This window comes from Bradyrhizobium roseum (assembly GCF_030413175.1).
GTDB classification, from domain to species: domain Bacteria; phylum Pseudomonadota; class Alphaproteobacteria; order Rhizobiales; family Xanthobacteraceae; genus Bradyrhizobium; species Bradyrhizobium roseum.
In genome coordinates, this window is sequence record NZ_CP129212.1 from 6,595,001 (window position 1) to 6,615,052 (window position 20,052).

Annotated in this window: 11 protein-coding genes, 2 tRNA genes, 2 rRNA genes and 2 pseudogenes (1 of these 17 running past the window's edge); 7 read left to right on the forward strand and 10 right to left on the reverse strand. The window is 60.1% G+C overall.

Annotated features, from left to right (window positions below):
• The 4 genes from QUH67_RS31225 to QUH67_RS31240 all read right to left on the reverse strand — a co-directional run.
• Positions 1-874 (reverse strand): 23S ribosomal RNA (locus QUH67_RS31225); it reaches 1,972 nt to the left of the window's first position.
• A 417-nt stretch (positions 875-1,291) separates the two neighbouring features.
• A tRNA-Ala gene (locus tag QUH67_RS31230) sits at positions 1,292-1,367 on the reverse strand.
• A gap of 55 nt (positions 1,368-1,422) precedes the next feature.
• Positions 1,423-1,499 (reverse strand) — tRNA-Ile (locus QUH67_RS31235).
• A 208-nt stretch (positions 1,500-1,707) separates the two neighbouring features.
• Positions 1,708-3,198, reverse strand: a 16S ribosomal RNA gene (locus tag QUH67_RS31240).
• Together the 16S and 23S rRNA genes with 2 tRNA genes alongside form the textbook arrangement of a ribosomal RNA operon.
• Positions 3,199-4,042: 844 nt before the next feature.
• Here QUH67_RS31240 and QUH67_RS31245 point away from each other — a divergent pair.
• Positions 4,043-6,109 carry a M23 family metallopeptidase gene (locus tag QUH67_RS31245; RefSeq protein ID WP_300943459.1) on the forward strand — a complete coding sequence of 689 codons (2,067 nt, stop codon included), beginning with the start codon at positions 4,043-4,045 and terminating at the stop codon, positions 6,107-6,109.
• Between the two features lie 69 nt (positions 6,110-6,178).
• On the opposite strand, the gene QUH67_RS31250 is transcribed toward QUH67_RS31245, so the two are convergent.
• The 5 genes from QUH67_RS31250 to clpB form a co-directional block, all read right to left on the reverse strand.
• The gene (locus tag QUH67_RS31250; protein ID WP_300943461.1) at positions 6,179-8,044 is read right to left on the reverse strand and encodes a hypothetical protein; all 1,866 of its coding nucleotides are present in this window, start codon (positions 8,042-8,044) and stop codon (positions 6,179-6,181) included.
• A gap of 15 nt (positions 8,045-8,059) precedes the next feature.
• A complete protein-coding gene (locus tag QUH67_RS31255) occupies positions 8,060-9,589 on the reverse strand; it encodes a hypothetical protein (RefSeq protein WP_300943463.1) in 1,530 nt (509 codons plus the stop codon).
• A gap of 10 nt (positions 9,590-9,599) precedes the next feature.
• Positions 9,600-9,842, reverse strand: a complete 243-nt coding sequence (locus tag QUH67_RS31260; RefSeq protein WP_300943465.1) for a hypothetical protein — start codon at positions 9,840-9,842, stop codon at positions 9,600-9,602.
• A 238-nt stretch (positions 9,843-10,080) separates the two neighbouring features.
• Positions 10,081-10,905 (reverse strand): AfsR/SARP family transcriptional regulator, encoded by an 825-nt coding sequence (locus tag QUH67_RS31265; RefSeq protein ID WP_300943467.1) that lies wholly within the window; start codon positions 10,903-10,905, stop codon positions 10,081-10,083.
• 647 nt (positions 10,906-11,552) lie between these two features.
• A complete protein-coding gene (clpB, locus tag QUH67_RS31270; protein WP_300943469.1) occupies positions 11,553-14,192 on the reverse strand; it encodes an ATP-dependent chaperone ClpB in 2,640 nt (879 codons plus the stop codon).
• Between the two features lie 221 nt (positions 14,193-14,413).
• Here clpB and QUH67_RS31275 point away from each other — a divergent pair, with 221 nt between their 5' ends.
• The 6 genes and pseudogenes from QUH67_RS31275 (at position 14,414) to QUH67_RS31295 (ending at position 18,840) form a co-directional block, all read left to right on the forward strand.
• Positions 14,414-15,199: an MOSC domain-containing protein gene (locus tag QUH67_RS31275; protein ID WP_300943471.1), complete on the forward strand. Its 786-nt coding sequence runs from the start codon at positions 14,414-14,416 to the stop codon at positions 15,197-15,199.
• Between the two features lie 238 nt (positions 15,200-15,437).
• Positions 15,438-15,602, forward strand: a pseudogene (locus tag QUH67_RS35060) (glyoxalase superfamily protein); the annotation flags it as partial.
• Positions 15,603-15,626: 24 nt separating this feature from the next.
• A pseudogene (locus QUH67_RS35065) lies at positions 15,627-15,779 on the forward strand (ClpX C4-type zinc finger protein); the annotation flags it as partial.
• A gap of 548 nt (positions 15,780-16,327) precedes the next feature.
• Positions 16,328-16,717 (forward strand): phosphatase PAP2-related protein, encoded by a 390-nt coding sequence (locus tag QUH67_RS31285; protein WP_300943475.1) that lies wholly within the window; start codon positions 16,328-16,330, stop codon positions 16,715-16,717.
• Positions 16,718-17,085: 368 nt separating this feature from the next.
• Positions 17,086-17,667, forward strand: coding sequence for a hypothetical protein (locus tag QUH67_RS31290; protein WP_300943477.1), 582 nt, complete (start codon positions 17,086-17,088; stop codon positions 17,665-17,667).
• A 306-nt stretch (positions 17,668-17,973) separates the two neighbouring features.
• Positions 17,974-18,840, forward strand: a complete 867-nt coding sequence (locus QUH67_RS31295) for a J domain-containing protein (RefSeq protein ID WP_300943479.1) — start codon at positions 17,974-17,976, stop codon at positions 18,838-18,840.
• Between the two features lie 122 nt (positions 18,841-18,962).
• On the opposite strand, the gene QUH67_RS31300 is transcribed toward QUH67_RS31295, so the two are convergent.
• Positions 18,963-19,811 (reverse strand): TIGR02594 family protein, encoded by an 849-nt coding sequence (locus tag QUH67_RS31300; protein ID WP_300943481.1) that lies wholly within the window; start codon positions 19,809-19,811, stop codon positions 18,963-18,965.
• Positions 19,812-20,052 lie beyond the last annotated feature (241 nt).

Consider the following 20,052-nt stretch of genomic DNA (forward strand, 5'->3'; position numbering starts at 1 on the left):
TGATTGGCCTTTCACCCCTAACCACAAGTCATCGGAGTCTTTTTCAACAGACACCCGTTCGGTCCTCCAGTGAGTGTTACCTCACCTTCAACCTGCTCATGGCTAGATCACTAGGTTTCGGGTCTAATACAACGAACTTGGCGCCCTATTCAGACTCGCTTTCGCTGCGCATACGCCTATCGGCTTAAGCTTGCTCGTTAAATTAAGTCGCTGGCCCATAATACAAAAGGTACGACGTCACCCAGAACGTATCTTGGGCTCCGTCTGTTTGTAGGTGTCCGGTTTCAGGTCTATTTCACTCCCCTCGTCGGGGTGCTTTTCACCTTTCCCTCACGGTACTGGTTCACTATCGGTCGCTGAGGAGTACTTAGGCTTGGAGGGTGGTCCCCCCATGTTCAGACAGGATTACACGTGTCCCGCCTTACTCGTGGATACATCATCGCATTACCCGTACGGGGCTATCACCCTCTAAGGCCCTGCTTTCCTGACAGGTTCCGGTTGTCTTTGATGTATCACTGGCCTGGTCCGCGTTCGCTCGCCACTACTAACGGAGTCTCTGTTGATGTCCTTTCCTCCAGGTACTTAGATGTTTCAGTTCCCTGGGTTCGCTTAAAACCTCCTATTTTATTCGGAAGTCTCATACCTTCACTTGATAACTGGAAATCCAAAACCTCGCGGCTTGGTCTCAAACATTGCTGTTCAAACCCCAAGATACGAGATCTTGGAGTTCCAGCTATCGAAGGTGGGTTTCCCCATTCGGAAATCCGTGGATCAAAGCTTCTTCGCAGCTCCCCACGGCTTATCGCAGCGTAGCACGTCCTTCATCGCCTCTCAGCGCCAAGGCATCCACCGAACACCCTTAAGGCACTTGATTGCTCTCATTATCAATGTCCACACACTCGGCAGAATGTTGTCTGCGCAATTGCCGGTTAAGGCACGCACCCTCGATGAATGCTATGCGCAGCCGGACAATGATTAGAAAGACCAGCTTGCTTCGTAAGATCGGCCCGATAGCGAGGCGGTCAAGCTTCGCTACAAAGATCATTTACAACTCACTCACCTCACTCATCTTGCGATGAGCGGCGATGAACGAGCGCCGAAATGATCTGGAGATTAGGAATGAGATTCCGCAAATTGCTTTGCAGATCCCAAACTCGGATCGATCTCCTCTATACGATGTCAGATATCACGCACGCCACTGTCCATCCGGACAGTGCGTGCGAAGTGATGTTTCGCGGACGATTTGAAAGCGCTTTGTTAGCAGGCCACTTTGCCGATCTTCAATTCCATCTGGTGGAGCCAGACGGGATCGAACCGACGACCTCATGCTTGCAAAGCACGCGCTCTCCCAGCTGAGCTATGGCCCCGTACCAGAAGACGAATGCTTACGTCGGTCATGAGACGTGAGGCGCTCGATCAAAGTGGTGGGCCTGGGAAGACTTGAACTTCCGACCTCACGCTTATCAAGCGCGCGCTCTAACCAACTGAGCTACAAGCCCCTAACACGAGGGGCTGCAATGGCGCGCAACCGGCTCACACCAGATGCATCGCACAAGCGCTAAGCCCCTGGCGCGTGTTCGTCCGCGAAGAAAGAGAAACGTAGACGGCGAAATCCCGCCAATGCAGCTCAACAATCCTGACGATCGTTGGCCACTGATGTTTCTAAAACGGCTCGATAGAAGCGAACTTCTGAAGAACCATCCTTAGAAAGGAGGTGATCCAGCCGCAGGTTCCCCTACGGCTACCTTGTTACGACTTCACCCCAGTCGCTGACCCTACCGTGGCCGGCTGCCTCCCTTGCGGGTTAGCGCACCGTCTTCAGGTAAAACCAACTCCCATGGTGTGACGGGCGGTGTGTACAAGGCCCGGGAACGTATTCACCGTGGCATGCTGATCCACGATTACTAGCGATTCCAACTTCATGGGCTCGAGTTGCAGAGCCCAATCCGAACTGAGACGGCTTTTTGAGATTTGCGAAGGGTTGCCCCTTAGCGTCCCATTGTCACCGCCATTGTAGCACGTGTGTAGCCCAGCCCGTAAGGGCCATGAGGACTTGACGTCATCCCCACCTTCCTCGCGGCTTATCACCGGCAGTCTCCTTAGAGTGCTCAACTAAATGGTAGCAACTAAGGACGGGGGTTGCGCTCGTTGCGGGACTTAACCCAACATCTCACGACACGAGCTGACGACAGCCATGCAGCACCTGTCTCCGGTCCAGCCGAACTGAAGAACTCCATCTCTGGAGTCCGCGACCGGGATGTCAAGGGCTGGTAAGGTTCTGCGCGTTGCGTCGAATTAAACCACATGCTCCACCGCTTGTGCGGGCCCCCGTCAATTCCTTTGAGTTTTAATCTTGCGACCGTACTCCCCAGGCGGAATGCTTAAAGCGTTAGCTGCGCCACTAGTGAGTAAACCCACTAACGGCTGGCATTCATCGTTTACGGCGTGGACTACCAGGGTATCTAATCCTGTTTGCTCCCCACGCTTTCGTGCCTCAGCGTCAGTATCGGGCCAGTGAGCCGCCTTCGCCACTGGTGTTCTTGCGAATATCTACGAATTTCACCTCTACACTCGCAGTTCCACTCACCTCTCCCGAACTCAAGATCTTCAGTATCAAAGGCAGTTCTGGAGTTGAGCTCCAGGATTTCACCCCTGACTTAAAGACCCGCCTACGCACCCTTTACGCCCAGTGATTCCGAGCAACGCTAGCCCCCTTCGTATTACCGCGGCTGCTGGCACGAAGTTAGCCGGGGCTTATTCTTGCGGTACCGTCATTATCTTCCCGCACAAAAGAGCTTTACAACCCTAGGGCCTTCATCACTCACGCGGCATGGCTGGATCAGGCTTGCGCCCATTGTCCAATATTCCCCACTGCTGCCTCCCGTAGGAGTTTGGGCCGTGTCTCAGTCCCAATGTGGCTGATCATCCTCTCAGACCAGCTACTGATCGTCGCCTTGGTGAGCCGTTACCTCACCAACTAGCTAATCAGACGCGGGCCGATCTTTCGGCGATAAATCTTTCCCCGTAAGGGCTTATCCGGTATTAGCACAAGTTTCCCTGTGTTGTTCCGAACCAAAAGGTACGTTCCCACGCGTTACTCACCCGTCTGCCGCTGACGTATTGCTACGCCCGCTCGACTTGCATGTGTTAAGCCTGCCGCCAGCGTTCGCTCTGAGCCAGGATCAAACTCTCAAGTTGGACTTGAAACTTTAAACCGGCTGATCACAACGTTTTGACGAGGTCCCACCATTTATATCGCCGACGATTCACATCGCTGACGACGATGGTGTAACCTATGTAAAACGTGTACCGCCGAAGTCTTTCGTCCGACCCCGAACGTTGAAAACCGAAGCTTTCAAGTATTCGAGATCACGCAAGGACTCCGCCGTCCACGTTTCTCTTTCTTCATCTTCACTTGTCAAACAGCCCGGGATCACTTGGATCCCACCCTTCCACTTCTGGAAGGTTCCCGCAGACCTCATCCGACGACAAATAACAACCGATTGCTACCGGCTGTTAAGTCACTCATCGTAATGAGGAGCTTACGGGGCGCGAAAAGATGCGTTGGCCTCAGGGGCCAATGCATCGCCGCGCTCAGTGGCCGGGTTATAGGCCCGCCCCATCGGAGTTGTCAACGCCCATCGTCAAGAAATTGTCGTATCGCTCGCAAGTTTTTTCAGACGCCAAGAAGTCCCTATGTTTCGGGCCTTTGGCCGCACTTGAGCCACATTCCTGCGACGTTCTGACTATAAGTCTTGCGTGAATCGCCGGTGCCAGGGGGGCTGCCGGCATAGATTTTACGATCCGGGACAGGCGATCTCGATAACCCGTCGCCTTCCCATGCGGCCAGGAAACTTCGATCGATCTGCGCACCATTGACGTTCGAGACTCTGGTCGGCCTTCTTCTGGCCTCTGATCTCCCGAATTCTCATGCGTGCGACAATACCCTCTCCGGGACCGTTCCCAGAAAGGAACGATAACGTGGTGTTTGGGTCGAACGAGGGTCTTGTCGGATGTTGATGGAAGTTGGGGGGACACAGGGTTGAGCCAGAAGGCGCCACGTGGAAACGGCTATGGACGCGAGACCGGGATCATCGATCTCGGTAACGAGCCGCCGCTTTCCGTCGATGGCTCCGAGGCTGCGGTGATCGATCGCCGCCGTGTCTCCGTGCAATGGTTCAGCGGCACCATCCTGACCGGTCTGTGCGGCGCGGCTCTCATCGGCGGCGCCGTTTTTGCGTCACTCGACGGCGAAATGACCTTTGCCAAGGTGCCGGAACGGGTCGAAGGCGCCCTGCGCGGGGCGTTCGGCGCCAACGATCGCACCGCGACCCTGCACAAGAGCGACCGCCTGCCGCCGCCCAGTGAAGCCTCGGGCTCGCGCAACGTGGTGAAGGTCTCGACCGTGACCCGCGTCGGCAACCGTGACGTGATGCGGGTTCGGCCCTTCGTCCGCATTTCCGGCAATCTGTCGATGACGACGAGCGATCTCAGCTCGAAGATCCCTCCCTTCAACGCCCAGCGCATGCTGACCGACGTCGGCACCACGACGCAGGCCGCTTCCGAGGACCCGAACAACCCCGAGGCCGTCGAACCCGACGCCGAGGTTTCATTCGTGACCAAAGACCTCGCGACCGTGCTGCCGAAGGCGAAACTTGCCGCCGTGGTCGCACTCGACGAGGTCCTGATGCGGGTGCGCGACGCCGCCAACTGGCGCGGTTCCGGCGGCGTCCGCTACACCTCGCTTGCCAATGCCGCGGCGGATGCCAGCGGCGTCCAGTCCGACCTCAAGCTCGCCTACGCTGTCGAAGGCAATGTTTCCGATCCCTATGCCGGCTTCGAGACCCGCGTGGTGCCGGAAAACGTCACCCTGCTGCCGAAGACCAAGGATCAGATCACTGGCGGCAACCCGTCCGGCGAACGGGTTCACACCGTGAGGAAAGGTGACACGATTACGTCCATTCTGCGCGACCTCGGCGCGACGCCCGATGAGGCCAGGGCGGTCGCACTGACGCTCGGCCCCCGCGGCCGTGACGGCGGCCTGAAGGAAGGCCAGAAGGTCCGCATCCTGATGGTGATCTCGGGGCCCGGCCCCACCGCCCACCCGCAGCCCTATCGCGTGATCGTCGCCAACGAAACCATCGTTGAAGCCGTGGCCGCGCTGTCCGACGTCGGCAAATATGTCGCCGTCGACGTGCAGAGCATGAACACCGTCGCCGAGACCACCACCGGCAAGGACGACGATGATGACGATGAGGATGACGGCAGCGGCGTCCGGCTCTACCAGAGCATCTACGAGACCGCGATGCGCAACAAGGTGCCGCCGGCGGTGATCGAGGACATGGTCCGGATCTATTCCTACGATGTCGACTTTCAGCGCAAGGTGCAGCCGGGCGACTCCTTCGACGTCTACTTCGCCGGTGAGGACGAAGGCACCGGGAACAACGAAAAGACCGAGGTGCTGTATGCCGCTCTGACGGTCGGCGGCGAGACCAAAAAGTACTATCGCTTCCAGACTCCGGACGATTCCGTCGTCGACTTCTACGATGAGACCGGCAAGAGCGCGAAGAAGTTCCTGGTGCGCAAGCCCGTCAACAGCGCCATCATGCGTTCCGGCTTCGGCGGCCGCCGCCATCCGATCCTGGGTTATGCCAAGATGCACACCGGCGTGGACTGGGCGACCCCCTACGGCACGCCGATTTTCGCCTCCGGCAACGGCGTGGTCGAAAAGGTCGGCTGGGAAGGCGGCTACGGCAAATATGTCCGCCTGAAACACAATAACGGCTACGAGACCGCCTACGGCCATATGTCCGCCTTCGCCAAGGGGATGGAAGTCGGCAAGCGCGTCCGCCAGGGCCAGGTGATCGGTTTCGTCGGCTCGACGGGCATGTCGACCGGGGCCCACGTCCACTATGAAATCCTGGTCAACGGCCGCTTCGTCGACCCGATGCGCGTCAAGCTGCCCCGCGGTCGCTCGCTCGAGGGCGCGATGATGGCGGGTTTTGAAAAAGAGCGGGATCGTCTCGATACCCAGATGAACAACCGCGGCACCGCCCGTGTTTCGGAGGCGACCGGCGCTACGAGCCAGACGCGGCAGGTGAGCCGCTGATAGGCGGGGCGCTGAGTCCTTAACCCATCGACGATATCGGACACGGCGTCTCGCGCCGCATGTCGCACATCAGCCGATCAAAGCCTGCGCGATCCTGAAGCGCTTGACGACCTGACCCGGCTTGTCCCTGGGCCTCTCCACAGAGCGTACGAACACGTCTACTGCCGTATGGAGATCGGCGGCGTTCTTGAAGGAAGGAAACCTGTTGGCTTCCGCGATGATCAGTTGAGTGTTGAAGGCCGGGTCCATCAACCGTTCCACGCTGTGCCTACCTCCGACGCCCACGATGCGGTTAAGCTGGAACAGTCCCACGCTATCCTCGCCGCGTGTGTTGTGCGCCTTGGGATTGAGGTTGGACTCGCCGATGGCATTCGCAAGCGCCGCAATCTGCTGGTTTCGCCCATAGCCGGCGGCAGCGAAAGCTTTCAAAATGAGACCGGCAAACTGCCTGTTTTCGGGCGCGACATTTGGCGGCAACCTGATGCCGTCGATCGCGACGGCTCCAGCTGCGGCAGGCTGATCGAGCCATCGTACCCCTGCGATCTGGCTGGCCGGGAATGGTGTCCGGCCCACCTTCTTGCTCTGGTTGCCGCCAAGCAAAAAAACTTTCTTTTTGTCCGGAGAGAACTCGAGAAAGAAGCCGACATGTCCGGTGCCGCCGGTTGTCCCAGGCATCGGCGAAAGAACGACGACGGCTCCACGCGGGATGGTACCCTGCAATGGAAAATCGGCTCCCCATTTTTTCCAGCTGATCGCCGCCGCCGCTTGCTTCGGAACACTCGCCTGGACGATCGGGTTGTCACACCGCTTCATGCAATGCGCGGCGAAGGCGCCGCACCATGCCGGAGGTGGGTTGGTGTTGGGGTTGCCACCGAAATCCGTGTCCGCGAAATACGTGCTGATTACAGCATTGTGCGTACCTTCCTTGACGCCCTCAGCTTGGGCTTGCTCTGCAATGGCCATCCAAGGCGCGCCGCCGGCAGTCACTTCCGGAACCATTTCCGGCCGGTGCTTTTCAATTCTGGCCAATGCGGCGACAAGGAGCTTTCGAAGCGTATCTTCGGCGATGTCGACAACCGACGTCAGCGTGTTCGGATTGGCCTCTGTGCCGAAGAATACCGTCGGCAAACCGGAGAGCTTCTCCCGCGCCTTGAACAACGCTGACAGTTCGTCAGCTGTCATGACGCTCCTGAGAACTTCCTTGATCGAGGTTTCCGGTGGGGTACCACCGCCTTGCGCGTCGAGGATGGCGAGCGCCGCGGCCGGGCTGTTCGTCAGATGCGCAAAGAACATGTCGAGGAAGCTTGGAACGAATGGGTCCGCCGCCGTAGCCTTTCCCGCGTCGAGGCGAATCTTGCTCATCGCCTTTCCGTGGGCGTGCTGGCGAAAGGCCGCACCCGGGATCTGGAGCAGCGGATGGTTGCGGTCGCTGGCGCGGGCATCGCTCGCAAGCGTACCGCCCTTTTCCGCATAATCCTGCCATTCGGCAACAGTGACCTGGAGCGGGCCGATACCGTCGGAGCCAGGAACATTCTTTCCAAGATTCCGGATATCTGTCTCGTAGAGCGCCCGCGCGATCAGGAAGTCGGCCGAAACCACCCAGGGCTGGATTGACGTCGGGGGCGGCGCGCCCTCTGCGGGTTTCGTCTCATCGTTGAAGAGCAGTTGGACGTTGACGCACTCCTGAACAAAGGCCGCAACGTTGACCGGCGGTCGGTTCGCATCATCGGTCCGGTCCTCACAATCCGACTTGAGGACCCATCCCTTCAGCGCCTCGTCGTCCGGAGCTCCGAGCGCAAAAAACAGAAACGCGTCAGAAGCACGAATGGGATCGCCAAGTTCGCGATTTGCGAAGAGCAAATCCTTGGAAACCGACTCGGCGGTAGGTTCCGACCGCAAATCGGTCATCACCCCATGTTTTACGAAGAAGGCCATTTGGTGCTCCTAGATCTAGCAAGCCGGTATGGCGCCTGGAGGTCCGCCTGGAGCCGCCGGCGTTTCCGAAGCCGCCCGTCGGCGCGCATAAAGCCCGAGCTCCCGCATCAGGTCCGGCGTAACCTGCGTATTCATGCTGTCCGGCAGCTTGCTCAGCTTGCCTACAAAGCAATTACGCCGCACGAGCGCTATTTTGTTTCGCGAATCGCTGAGGGTTGCGGACGCCGGAAGTTCACCATTCAGCGGCGCTTTGTTCAGCAGAGTTACTAGGAGTGCAACATCCGAACCTGTCGCGAAGGTCCTGCGCTCGAAGGCATTTAAGGTCCCGGTTGGGCACGGGGTCAAAGCTGCAATTGCTCTGCGCTCCCTGTCACTGCCGATCTTGCCGTCAAGCTTCGAATTCTGAGTGTCGGTCTGCTCCCAAATGTTCAGGAGAGCCTTGGTGACTCCGGTGATCTGGGTCAATTCGCTCTGTGGCGCGCAGAGGCCGACCAGAATGTTGTCGATGACTTCAGGCGTGTAGGTCAGCTTGTTACCTGGGTATCCTTCAATAATGGTCTCGGCTCCAGGCACGAGCTTTATGTTTTCAGCAGGCGGAGGCTTTCTTTCGACAAATCTATCACGCGGCGTGAACGGCGCGGCAATCGTGGGAAGCACGGGACCGGCGCCGGGTGCGACCCCGGTCTGCTTGAACACGGTCACCGTCGAATTGATGTTCGCCGCAATCGTCATCGGTATGCAGATCGACAGATAGCTGCGCAGCGCGTGAATGACTGCCGGCTTGTTGTCGATCGACGAGGAAAACCCGATCAAGTCTCGGCGAAAGGCATGGCGGTTGCCTACCACAACAGTCTGTACCGTCGTATGATCGACCTGCAGCAGCAGCGAATGGAAGTTTTTCACTGTGTCATTGGCCAAGCCAAAGGCCGCCGATATCGCCGCCAAACCTACCGCGCTGACACCCGAGATGTTTGGATTGGTCAGCGCATCTACTGCGAAACGGACAGCACCAATCTCTGCAAGGACGGCTGCGTTCTCACGCCTTTTCGCGTCAAGCCATGCCAGATACGAATCGCAGCGGGCGTCGATATCGTTCAAGCCTGCTTGAACGATAATCGGCCAGTAATTGGCCGGAACGACTTGCTGCGCACAGCTCGGCACATCAGGACCAACATAAGAGCTCGCTTGGCGGCAAAGGTGATCCAGATAGATATTCTGGAGTTCGACGGCTGAGGCCGTGTCCGCTGTATAGAGTTGAGTACCAACTCCATCACGAAAATAGACCCTATCGTTCGGATCGCACCCGCCCACCAGCAGCGCCAACGCCATACAACCTGTCACGATACCCGCACGCATCGCACGCTCCCCCATCTCCCGCACAAATCCCTTGCAGTTCGCAAGCGAGAGCGTCGCGGAAAATGCAAAGGAAGCTGCGGCGCGGCGCGCGACGGCAATCGGCCCATCGTGACCGGAACGCACGAACTCGCGGCCCCGCGGCGCTCGCGGCAACTGGCTGTTGTTGTTTGGCTGATCGGCTCCGCGCACGCGAAATCCCTCAATGCTCTTGTTTCGACGGTTCAGGCTCCAAACGCTCCTGCACGTCATGATCGCCGGCGGCTGCATTCAAATTGGAAGCGACGATCGCAAAGGCACCCTGCACATCGTCGACCACGTCGCGCCGGCGGGTGTTGATGTTGCGGACCAGGACCCGCCAACGCGCGTGTTCGCTGGCATCGGCGCTTTCACGCCAGAAGCGCAGAATGAAAACCTGATCGAGTAATGGTCGTTGTGAGTCCATGCGACGACGATCGCATGGCCTGAACTCGGGACGATCTTGCGATCGTGCGGGAATTGTCGCCGTTTGCTCACGGCCGGTCCACGATCTGCTACCCGGCGGATCGGCTGCGGATCACGGCAAAGTCACGGCGTGTCCTGGAAAGCCACGGGCATCGCGCTGCCGGGGCCTTGTCGAGGGCGTGAGTGCGGGGTTTGCCGGATAACGCCGTCGTCCGAGGCCGGGACGGATAGATTAGCGCCTAAACTGCAAAAATATGCTTCTCGTCGCGGCCGATCAGGCGCGCGCGCAGATGCTGGGGGTTTTCGGCATTGTGCAGGTCCCGGATCTCATCGATGATCGCCCGTGTCGCCGGAAGCGGCGAAATGCCGAGTTCCTTCCGGATCAGGCCGATCCAATGATCGTAATACCGGATGGCATCGATTCGTCTTTCATCGAGCGCCAGCAGGGTCAGCAGGTGCCGAACCAGCTCTTCACGGTAGGGATCGAAGCGCAGCGCATGACGGGCGAGCCGGATCGCATCGTGGTAGTAGCCACAAAGCCCGAGATGACGAACCATGATCATGGCCGACTGGATGAAAAGGGAGTGCAACCGCTCGCGTTCTTCCAAAATCCATTCGGCATCTTCGCCGTCCAGAAACGGCCCCTCGTACCGGTAGAGAACCGCGAGGACTTCCTTCATTCTCGATGGTTCCAGAGAGGCTTCGGGCCCACTGAGCGCGGTCCGCGCGGCGTGAAGCAACGCCCAGGTGTCGACGTCGAGCCACGGCGTCCTCTGGAGGATGGTCTCCGGGCCAACGGTCCTCAAACTGTGGCCCTCCTGGTATTCGGGAGCGGACGCAAGCAGTTTCCGCAACCGCCAGACCGCGGAGTTCATGGCTCGGCGTCCCCGTTCGGTATCGAGCTCCGGCCAGAACAAGTCGATGAGCCGCTCACGACGATGCGGACGATCCGGAAAGGTGAAGAGGAATCCGGCCAATCGCCGCCCGGCTGGACCGAGATCCGACCATATCTGTTCGCTGTTACTGGTAACGCGACTGGCGCCGAACAAGCTAACGCTCAACACGGCCAACTCCTCCCCGCGTGAACACAACTAAAGAGCACACCTGGAAATGTCGTTCTGGCTTTCAGCCATTCCAGTTCAAAACTGCAGCCTCAAATTGAAAAATAGATTCTCAAGAAGGCGCGCGAGACCGGGGCTCTTCAACAAATATAGCCTAACGTTGGCCCATACCAAGTCACGCGTGGAACGCACTCTTAATTCCGGTCAGTGATTTTGGCGATCAGGGTCGAAGTTGTTCAAGAGGATTCTTACACTCAGGGCGAGATGACGCCATGCGTGCGTCTTTTCAACAACACCCTTCCTCCGTGCTGTGACGTCACACACATTGGGATTCTGGTATCGAGGGATGGCTTCCCTTCGGAGATCAGCGCATTTCCATTCTCACCACTTCCCCTTTTTCGTTGGCTGCGCGGAAGGAATGGGAGCTGACTGTTTAAGTTGAATGGCAAACCCTCGATGGAGGAAATGTCATGGCGAGCCTGTCAGGCTTCGAACGCATGACCCAGAATGGCTCCGTGAAGGCGACCGGCGTCGTCGACTGAGCGGGACGACGACGAGAGCCACCACGTCGGAATTTTCGCCGGGCCTTCCCTGGTACAAAGTGAGATGCCCCGACGCGCGGGTCGGAACATCTCTTTGAGACCGACAGGTCAGTTCAGCTTACGCTTCGGCACCGGCGCTTCGAACTGCGCGATCTCGGCGGTCTGCGGCGCCTGGCCGTTGAAGGTCAGCACGTTGCCTTCGCTCGAGATCACGACGCGGTCGCCGTCGGCGATCTCGCCGGCCAGGATCATCTCGGCCAGCGGGTCCTGCACGCTGCGCTGGATTACCCGTTTCAGGGGGCGTGCGCCGTAGGCCGGATCCCAGCCCTTGGCCGCCAGCCAGTCGCGGGCCGCCGCATCCAGCGTCAGCGTGATCTTGCGATCCTCCAGCAGCTTCTGCAGCCGCAGGAACTGGATCTCGACGATCCGGCCCATCTCGCTCTTCTGCAGGCGGTGGAACAGGATGATCTCGTCGACGCGGTTGAGGAATTCGGGGCGGAAATGCGCCCGCACCATCCCCATCACCTGCTCGCGCACTTCAGACGTATCCTCGCCTTCCGGCTGGTTCACGAGGAATTCCGAACCGAGGTTCGAGGTCATGATGATCAGCGTGTTGCGGAAGTCAACGGTGCGGCCCTGGCCGTCGGTCAGGCGGCCGTCGTCGAGCACCTGCAGCAGCACGTTGAAGACGTCCGGATGCGCCTTCTCGATCTCGTCGAACAGCACGACTTGATAAGGCCGGCGCCGCACCGCTTCGGTGAGCGCCCCGCCCTCGTCATAGCCGACATAGCCGGGAGGCGCGCCGATCAGCCGCGATACCGAGTGCTTCTCCATGTATTCGGACATGTCGAGGCGGACCATCGCGGTCTCGTCGTTGAACAGGTATTCCGCCAGCGCCTTTGTCAGCTCGGTCTTGCCGACACCGGTCGGTCCCAAGAACATGAAGGAGCCCATCGGGCGGTGCGGGTCCTGCAGGCCGGCGCGCGAACGGCGCACCGCGGTCGCCACCGCGCGGACGGCTTCGGCCTGGCCGACCACGCGGCGGCCGAGCTGGTTCTCCATCTTGAGGAGCTTGTCCTTTTCGCCCTCCAGCATCTTGTCGACGGGCACGCCGGTCCAGCGCGACACCACCTGCGCGATGTGGTTGGCGGTCACCGCCTCCTCCATCATCTCGCCGGCGCTTTCGTTGGCCTCGATGGTTTCCAGCCGCTTCTCCAGTTCCGGGATCTGGCCATAGGCCAGTTCGCCCGCGCGCTGGAATTCACCGCGGCGTTGCGCGTTCGCCAGTTCGATGCGCAACGCATCGAGCTCGCTTTTCAGCTTCTGGGCATCGGAGAGCTTGTTCTTCTCCGCACTCCAGCGCGACGTCAGCGCCGCCGACTTTTCCTCGAGGTCGGCCAGTTCCTTTTCCAGCGCCTGCAGGCGGCTCTTGGAACCAATGTCGGTTTCCTTCTTCAGCGCCTCCTGCTCGATCTTCAGGCGGATGATCTCGCGGTCCATCAGATCGAGTTCTTCAGGCTTGGAATCGACCTGCATCTTCAGCCGCGCCGACGCCTCGTCCATCAGGTCGATCGCCTTGTCGGGCAGGAAGCGGTCGGTGATGTAGCGGTTCGACAGCGTGGTCGCGGCGACCAGCGCGGAATCGGTGATGCGCACGCCGTGGTGCTGCTCGTATTTGTCCTTCAGCCCGCGCAGGATCGAGATCGTATCCTCGACCGTCGGCTCGGAGACGAACACCGGCTGGAAGCGCCGCGCCAATGCCGCGTCCTTTTCGACATGCTTGCGGTATTCGTCGAGCGTGGTGGCGCCGATGCAGTGCAGCTCGCCGCGCGCCAATGCGGGCTTCAAGAGGTTGGACGCGTCCATCGCGCCGTCGGCCTTGCCAGCGCCGACCAACGTGTGCATCTCGTCGATGAACAGGATGATCGAGCCTTCGGCCCCGGTGACTTCCTGCAGCACCGCCTTCAGCCGCTCCTCGAACTCGCCACGGTATTTGGCGCCCGCAATCAGCGCGCCCATGTCGAGCGAGAGCAGCTTCTTGTCCTTCAGGCCTTCCGGCACGTCGCCATTGAGGATGCGCAGCGCCAAGCCCTCGACGATGGCGGTCTTGCCGACGCCGGGCTCGCCGATCAGCACCGGATTGTTCTTGGTGCGGCGGGAAAGCACCTGGATGGTGCGGCGGATTTCCTCGTCGCGGCCGATCACGGGATCGAGCTTGCCGTCGCGCGCGGCCTGGGTCAGGTCGCGGGCATATTTCTTCAGCGCATCATAGGCGTTTTCCGCCGTGGCGCTGTCGGCCGTGCGGCCCTTGCGCAGCGCTTCGACCGCCGAATTGAGGTTTTGTGGCGTGACGCCGCCCTTGGCCAGAATGTCGCCGGCCGCACTGTTCTTCTCGAGCGAGAGTCCGAGCAGCAGCCGCTCTACCGTGACAAAGCTGTCGCCGGCCTTTTCGGCGGCCTTTTCCGCGGCGTCGAAGGCGCGCGCCATATCTGGGGCGAGATAAATCTGCCCGGCGCCGCTTCCCGAAACCTTTGGCAGTTTGTTGAGCGCCTCCTCGGTGGCCTTGAGGATGGCGCGGGAGTTGCCGCCGGCGCGGTCGATCAGGCCGCCGGCCAATCCCTCGCTGTCATCCAGCAGAACCTTGAGGACATGCAGCGACGAAAACTGCTGATGCCCGTCGCGCACGGCAAGCGATTGCGCTGACTGGATGAACCCGCGCGCCCGCTCGGTGTATTTTTCAATATTCATATCGTTGCTTCCCTCGGCCTGCCGTCCTCACCCCTGAGGCATGATTACGGCATCTTCATTGGGGTATCCGCGGGCCGCATTGATATTTCTCAATCGGCCGCGGCTCGTCGCCCTGTTTTCAGGCTTGACGCAGATGTGGGCATCACGCGACAAAACGGAAGAGGTCCGCTCACAAATTCGAGAGCGATGGCGCGGGCGGCAGGAATCCCTTAATAAACCGCATGGACACGACCTCCTCCGCCCGGATCGCCGGGATCTACCGCTACCCCGTCAAAGGCCTGACCCCGGAACAGCTCGGCCGCGCCGAGCTCAAACCCGGCCAGACGCTGCTGGCCGACCGCCGTTACGCCATCGAAAACGGCCCTTCGGGCTTCGACCCGGCCCAGCCGAAATGGCTGCCAAAGCCGAACTTCCTGATGCTGATGCGGGACGAGTGGCTGGCCGGCCTGCACACCCGGTTCGACGATGCGACCAACGTCCTTTCGATCAACCACAACGGCCGGGTGGTGGCCGAGGGCAACCTCGCAACCCCCGAGGGCCGGCGGACGATTGAAGAGTTCTTTGCTTCAACCTATCCGGACCTGATCAGGGGTCCGCCACAAGTGCTGGAAAGCCCCGGCCACAGTTTTTCGGATGTCGCCCGCAAGGTCGTCTCCATCATCAATCTCGCCAGCGTCCGCGCCGTCGAGACGATGGTGGGCGCGAGGGTCCATCCGCTGCGCTTTCGCGCCAACCTCTATGTCGAGGGCTGGCCCGCCTGGCACGAATTCGAACTCATCGACCGCATGCTGGCAATCGGCAATGTAAGGCTGAAGGTCGTGAAGCGCATCGTCCGCTGCGCCGCCGTCAATGTCGATCCCGACACCGCCCAGCGCGACCTTGCCATCCCCCAGGCGCTGCAGCGCCGGCTCGGCCACGCCGATTGCGGGATCTACGCCGAGGTGGTCGAAGGCGGCAGCATTGCTACGGACGATACGATCGCGGTGGAGCAGCCGACGTTGCTTTAGTTCGCCTCGCGGCGAAGCACAGTCACTGCCGACGGCACGTGCATCAGCATCACGTCCGAGCATTTTGAGTTGACAACGCGCGTTGGCGCGCCATCATTACGACCGGGTCGATACACCCGCCGCCTGCGCCCTTCGGGGATGGTGAACGTGTCACTCTCGCTCCACGCCCTCGCCATTGGCGAACGGGTCGGCAACGCAGGCACCGATCTTCTCCGTTCGCCGATCAAGAGGTGCTCTCATGCGCGATTTCCGCGATGCGAAAACCATGGCGCATTCCCTGCGCGATGCCCTGAAGGTCAAGGCTATGGAGATCACCCATAGCGAATCCCTTGAACTGATCGCAAAGACGTTCGGCTACGACAACTGGAACATCCTGTCCGTCAAGATCGATACGGCGACCGACCCGGCGCAGCCGCAATCCAGCGTGATGGCCGACCGCGCGGCTCCGGCGCCGCAAGCAGTCCTCCATTGTTCCTTCTGCGGCAAAAGCCAGCATGAAGTGAAGTCGCTGGTGGCCGGCCCGCACGTCTTCATCTGCGACGAATGCATCGATGTGTGCAGCGATATCATCGACGAGCAACTGCTCCGGCTCGTCGAGGGCGATGAAGCGAGCGCCAGGGCCATGTCCAATGAACGGCTGTCGCATTACGTCGAACACGCCATGAAGGGAGCAGAACGCCATCGTCTCGCTTTGCGGGGAATCGAACGTATGCTTGCGCTTCGACGCAGCGGTGCGCCGCTCGACGACGTTCTGGCATCACCCGGCATGACCCAATTGGAGAACAAGACCACCGATGAACTGCTGGCCATGCAAAAATATCCGCAAGACCAACTGAAGCGATACGAGCAGGCATTACGCACGGCAACGTCCGTGCTCAACGAACGGAAACAATAACCCGTCGAGAATCCAGTAATCGAACAGGGCCGGATGCCGCGCTATGTGCCGCATCCGGACCGAATCTCAGATTCCAAGCGTGACAAATCCGACACAGACCTCGATCAGGCCAACGAACGTAAATCATCCCAGCATTTCAGGATGTTTTCGTCGCACGGGAAAAACGGCTTCTTCGGAACGCGCGACATTTGCATGCGCCGGCCGCACGAAACATCTTCACGCTGCCGAGAGCTGTGGACGGGCCTGAGCATGCCGCCCGCCGCACTCAGCGCGATGGCGCGGTTCCGGTTCATCCGCGCCGTGTTCGTGGCGCTTACCCACATGGCGCGCCGTCGCCGATCGAACAGCAGCAACCGGCGCCATTCTTTCACTCGATCTTCTACGGCGGCGACGTGTTCTTCTCCGGCCACAACGGCATACCGTTTCTCGCCACGCTGGCGTTCTGGCATATCCCGCAATGGCGGACGTTCCATCTGGCGCTGACCACTTTTTTCGGTCCGGTCGTGCTACTCGGCCACTATCACTACGCGATCGACGTGCCGGCCGCGCTGTTCATCACCCATGGCGTTTTTCAGGTGTCGTGCTGTCTGTTCGCCCGCGATGACACGCTGTTTCGCTGGTAGTAATTTGAAACCTGCAGGGCCAAGGCAGGCAAACCAAAAGAGGTTGGTGCGCGCGGTGCTGCGCCTCGTCGGGGACGAACCGGCAACAGGCGGCGCATCGAAACCCGACATCAACCATCCCACCGATTAGCGTCTCCGTAGAATCCCTGACTGCCTCGCGATCAAATCGTCCTCTTCGTTAACGGCGGCGAAGAAGCGCAAATCGCGGTTCAGCGTGGATTCGACCGCTCATGGCATGGATAAATTCGTATCGCGGTTCCGTTCAATGCGATCGGACAACGTCGACACGGCGCATCGGCCGTCGACTGCAATCCTGCTTTAGATTTCGTTCATCTTAATCGTTAGAGCACGATTCAAATTTTCCACTCATGCTCGCCGCCGCATGGACGTTCTCACGTCGGTCACATTTCAAACCAGACGCGCGTCAAGTCGGAATCATTGGTATGGCCATCGTTGGCGCGACGCACCGTTCCCGGGATTGTTGTGAAGAAGCAGGCAAGCGGTCGCCTACCGCCGGCCCGCGATCGCCTGTTCCGAGATTTCTGACCGTCTGCGTCATCCTGTGCGCGCTGTCGTTTGCCGGCTGCGCACGCCATCCGGCGCAGCGTGAACTCGGTCCGGCCGTGCACGAAAACAAGGCGCCTCCCGCTCGCGCTACCCCGCGCCCCCGCCGGCTTCCTGAAATCGTACGATACGTCCAACCGACAATCCGGCGGCCGGACCCGGCGCTGCTGGCGCCACAGCCTGCCCCCGATTGCGAGTTCAAGCGATCCGACCTCAAGACCGTCGATCCGGATGAATGGAAGCGATTGAAGGTCGAATACGAACGACAATGTTTTCAGGACGCGGAGAAGGCCGCGCGCGAGCGCCTCATGCTGCTACAGACATCGAGCCTCTGCGAGATCGAGCCGGCTCAACGCAGCAAGTCGGCTCCCTCGCATTCGAAGTAACATAGCAAACCAAGTATTAATTCGAATTCCCGCCCGCGCATTGGCTATTTGCATACGACCACGACGCGCATCTCGGGAACTTCATGTAATACTGGTTGATGGACACCCATCAAGACTTGTGTTTTCTAGATGGAACGGGCCAGCAAAGGCCCTCGATTTAGTCCTTGTTTTGCCATTCTACCACAATTGTATGCATTATAGCTTTTCTTGAGTGTGTTTTACGCGAAAGCGTTCGTTTTGGACTGTTGATCTTATGCGCCAGTGCGGGGGGACTGGCGGGAAGTATCGGTATTGTAGTGGGCTGCCATGAAGACGCTCTACGATCTGCTCGAGGCACTTCCGGACGACGATGCCGACGGCCTGAGGGCCGCGTTCCGCAAGGCAGCCAAGGCGAACCATCCTGATTTCAATCCCGGTAACCCGGAAGCATCGGAACGATTCAGGCGTATCATTCGCGCCAACGCGATCCTGAGCGATCAACAGCAGCGCGCCGAGTATGACCGACTGCTCGAACTCGCGAAGAAACAGCAAGCCTCCCCGCCCCCACCCAAGCGCCGCTCCCTTTTAGGCACGTTCCGCCGGTTGGCCGCAGACGCCACCACAAGCGCAATCGTCTCCGTCGTGCTGATCGGGGGCTACTTCGCCTACCGCTCCGCCGAAAGATTGCCGCTCGCGTCGGCGCAGGCGGTCGAAATCGCCAGAATTGAACCGACGCAGACCGTCGCCGTCGCGCCCGCCGAAGCCGCCGACGCATCCAACCAGACCGAAGAACGCACCAGGCCTCAAAGCGTCGAAGCGAACAACTCTGAGCAGGACGTCAACCAGCAGGTGGCCAGCAAGTCGGCAAAGCCGGAGGCTCCCGCGTTGGTTACCGATGGCGCCGCCTCCGCCAACGCCTTTACGTCCCCGCCCGGCGACAATGGGACCAAAGACATCGCGTTTTATCGCGAACGCGGCATGCGGGCCTATCGCAGCGGGGAACTCTATCTGGCGCTGGCGAATTTCGGCGTCGCGATCGACCTCGACCCCGGCTCGCCGGAGTCCTACATCGATCGCGGTATTGTCTTCCATCGCCTGGGCGACCTGAAGCGCGCGCTGTCCGATATCGCCGAGGCCAAGCGCCTCGATGATCTGAATCGAAAGCAGTACGCCCCGCAGGTCGGCGCACCCTGACGCAGGCCTTGTTACACAAGCCTGCGTAGCGAATACCGGCTACTGACGTACAAGCCATCGATCCGGCCAGGCCTAACCTCTCCCGTCGATGTTCGGACGGGAAGAGGCTCTGTCGAGCCGTCTCAGCTCGTCGGCATGACGTAGGCGTAGATCCTGCCGCGCGACACCGGGGCTTCCCGGACGCGATTGCCGTTGTTGCCGGAGATCATGATCGGATTTCCGGAGGCGTCGATGCCGGTAATGATGCCGACATGGCCGCCGCGCCGGCCGCGCGTCATTACCGCGATGGCGCCGACCTGCGGGCCGGAAACGCGCTGGCCGTATTTGGCAAATGAACTCGCCATGTCCGAGCCGGTGCCGCGATAACCGGATTGCTGCAGGACCATGTTCGCAAACCGCGCGCACCATAGCCTTCCGCGTCCCGTCGGGTTGCCGCCGAGATATTTGCGCGCTTCCGCAACCACATTCGATGAGGAGAAGCCGGAGGCCGTCGCGCCGCCGGACGGCGTCACGGTCGCGTCGGGCCCGACGCTGGCGTTGGCATTGGCGAGGCCGCGCGCCTGCATTTGCGCGACCCCATGCTCCCAGCGAGAGGCTTCCGCACTATGGCGGAGCCGGGCACGGCGACTACGTTCGACGCGCGGCGTCGCGGCAGTGTTGGACGCTACGAACCCGCCGGGCGCCGTCATCCCGGGGCCCTCCACCATGTAGCTCGGGTTGGTCTCGGCGAAACCGCCAGCCTGCATCTGCTGCGCGCCACGCTTCCAACGCGACATCCGCACTGCGTGGCGATGGTCACGATGGGCGTGATGGTGCTTGACGTGATGGCCAGTGTGATAGGCCCGGGCGTACCGCCCTGAGTTATGATGAGGCCGTGCCGAAGCCGGAGAGACAAATACGACGATGGACGCCGAACACAGTGCCAGTGCGATGAAACGAAGCGACCGGCGAAACGCAAACAACTGATGCATTCTTGATCCTCTGTAGCACCCCCGCAATTCCCCTGTGCGTTCGCGTACCAACGAACGCGGGGCGCCGTTTTGCGTCCGGCTGTGACCGGAGCAAGATTTCATGTGGCGACGCGACAGCGATGTCGGGGTGATTCCGCGGCCTTTAAGTGGCGAAAATAAAGCAGGACGGCCGTATTGCGGCCCCGAAAATTAACTGCAAGTTTGTGCCCCGGGCGCGCAAGGATGTTGCGTGAAAACAAGA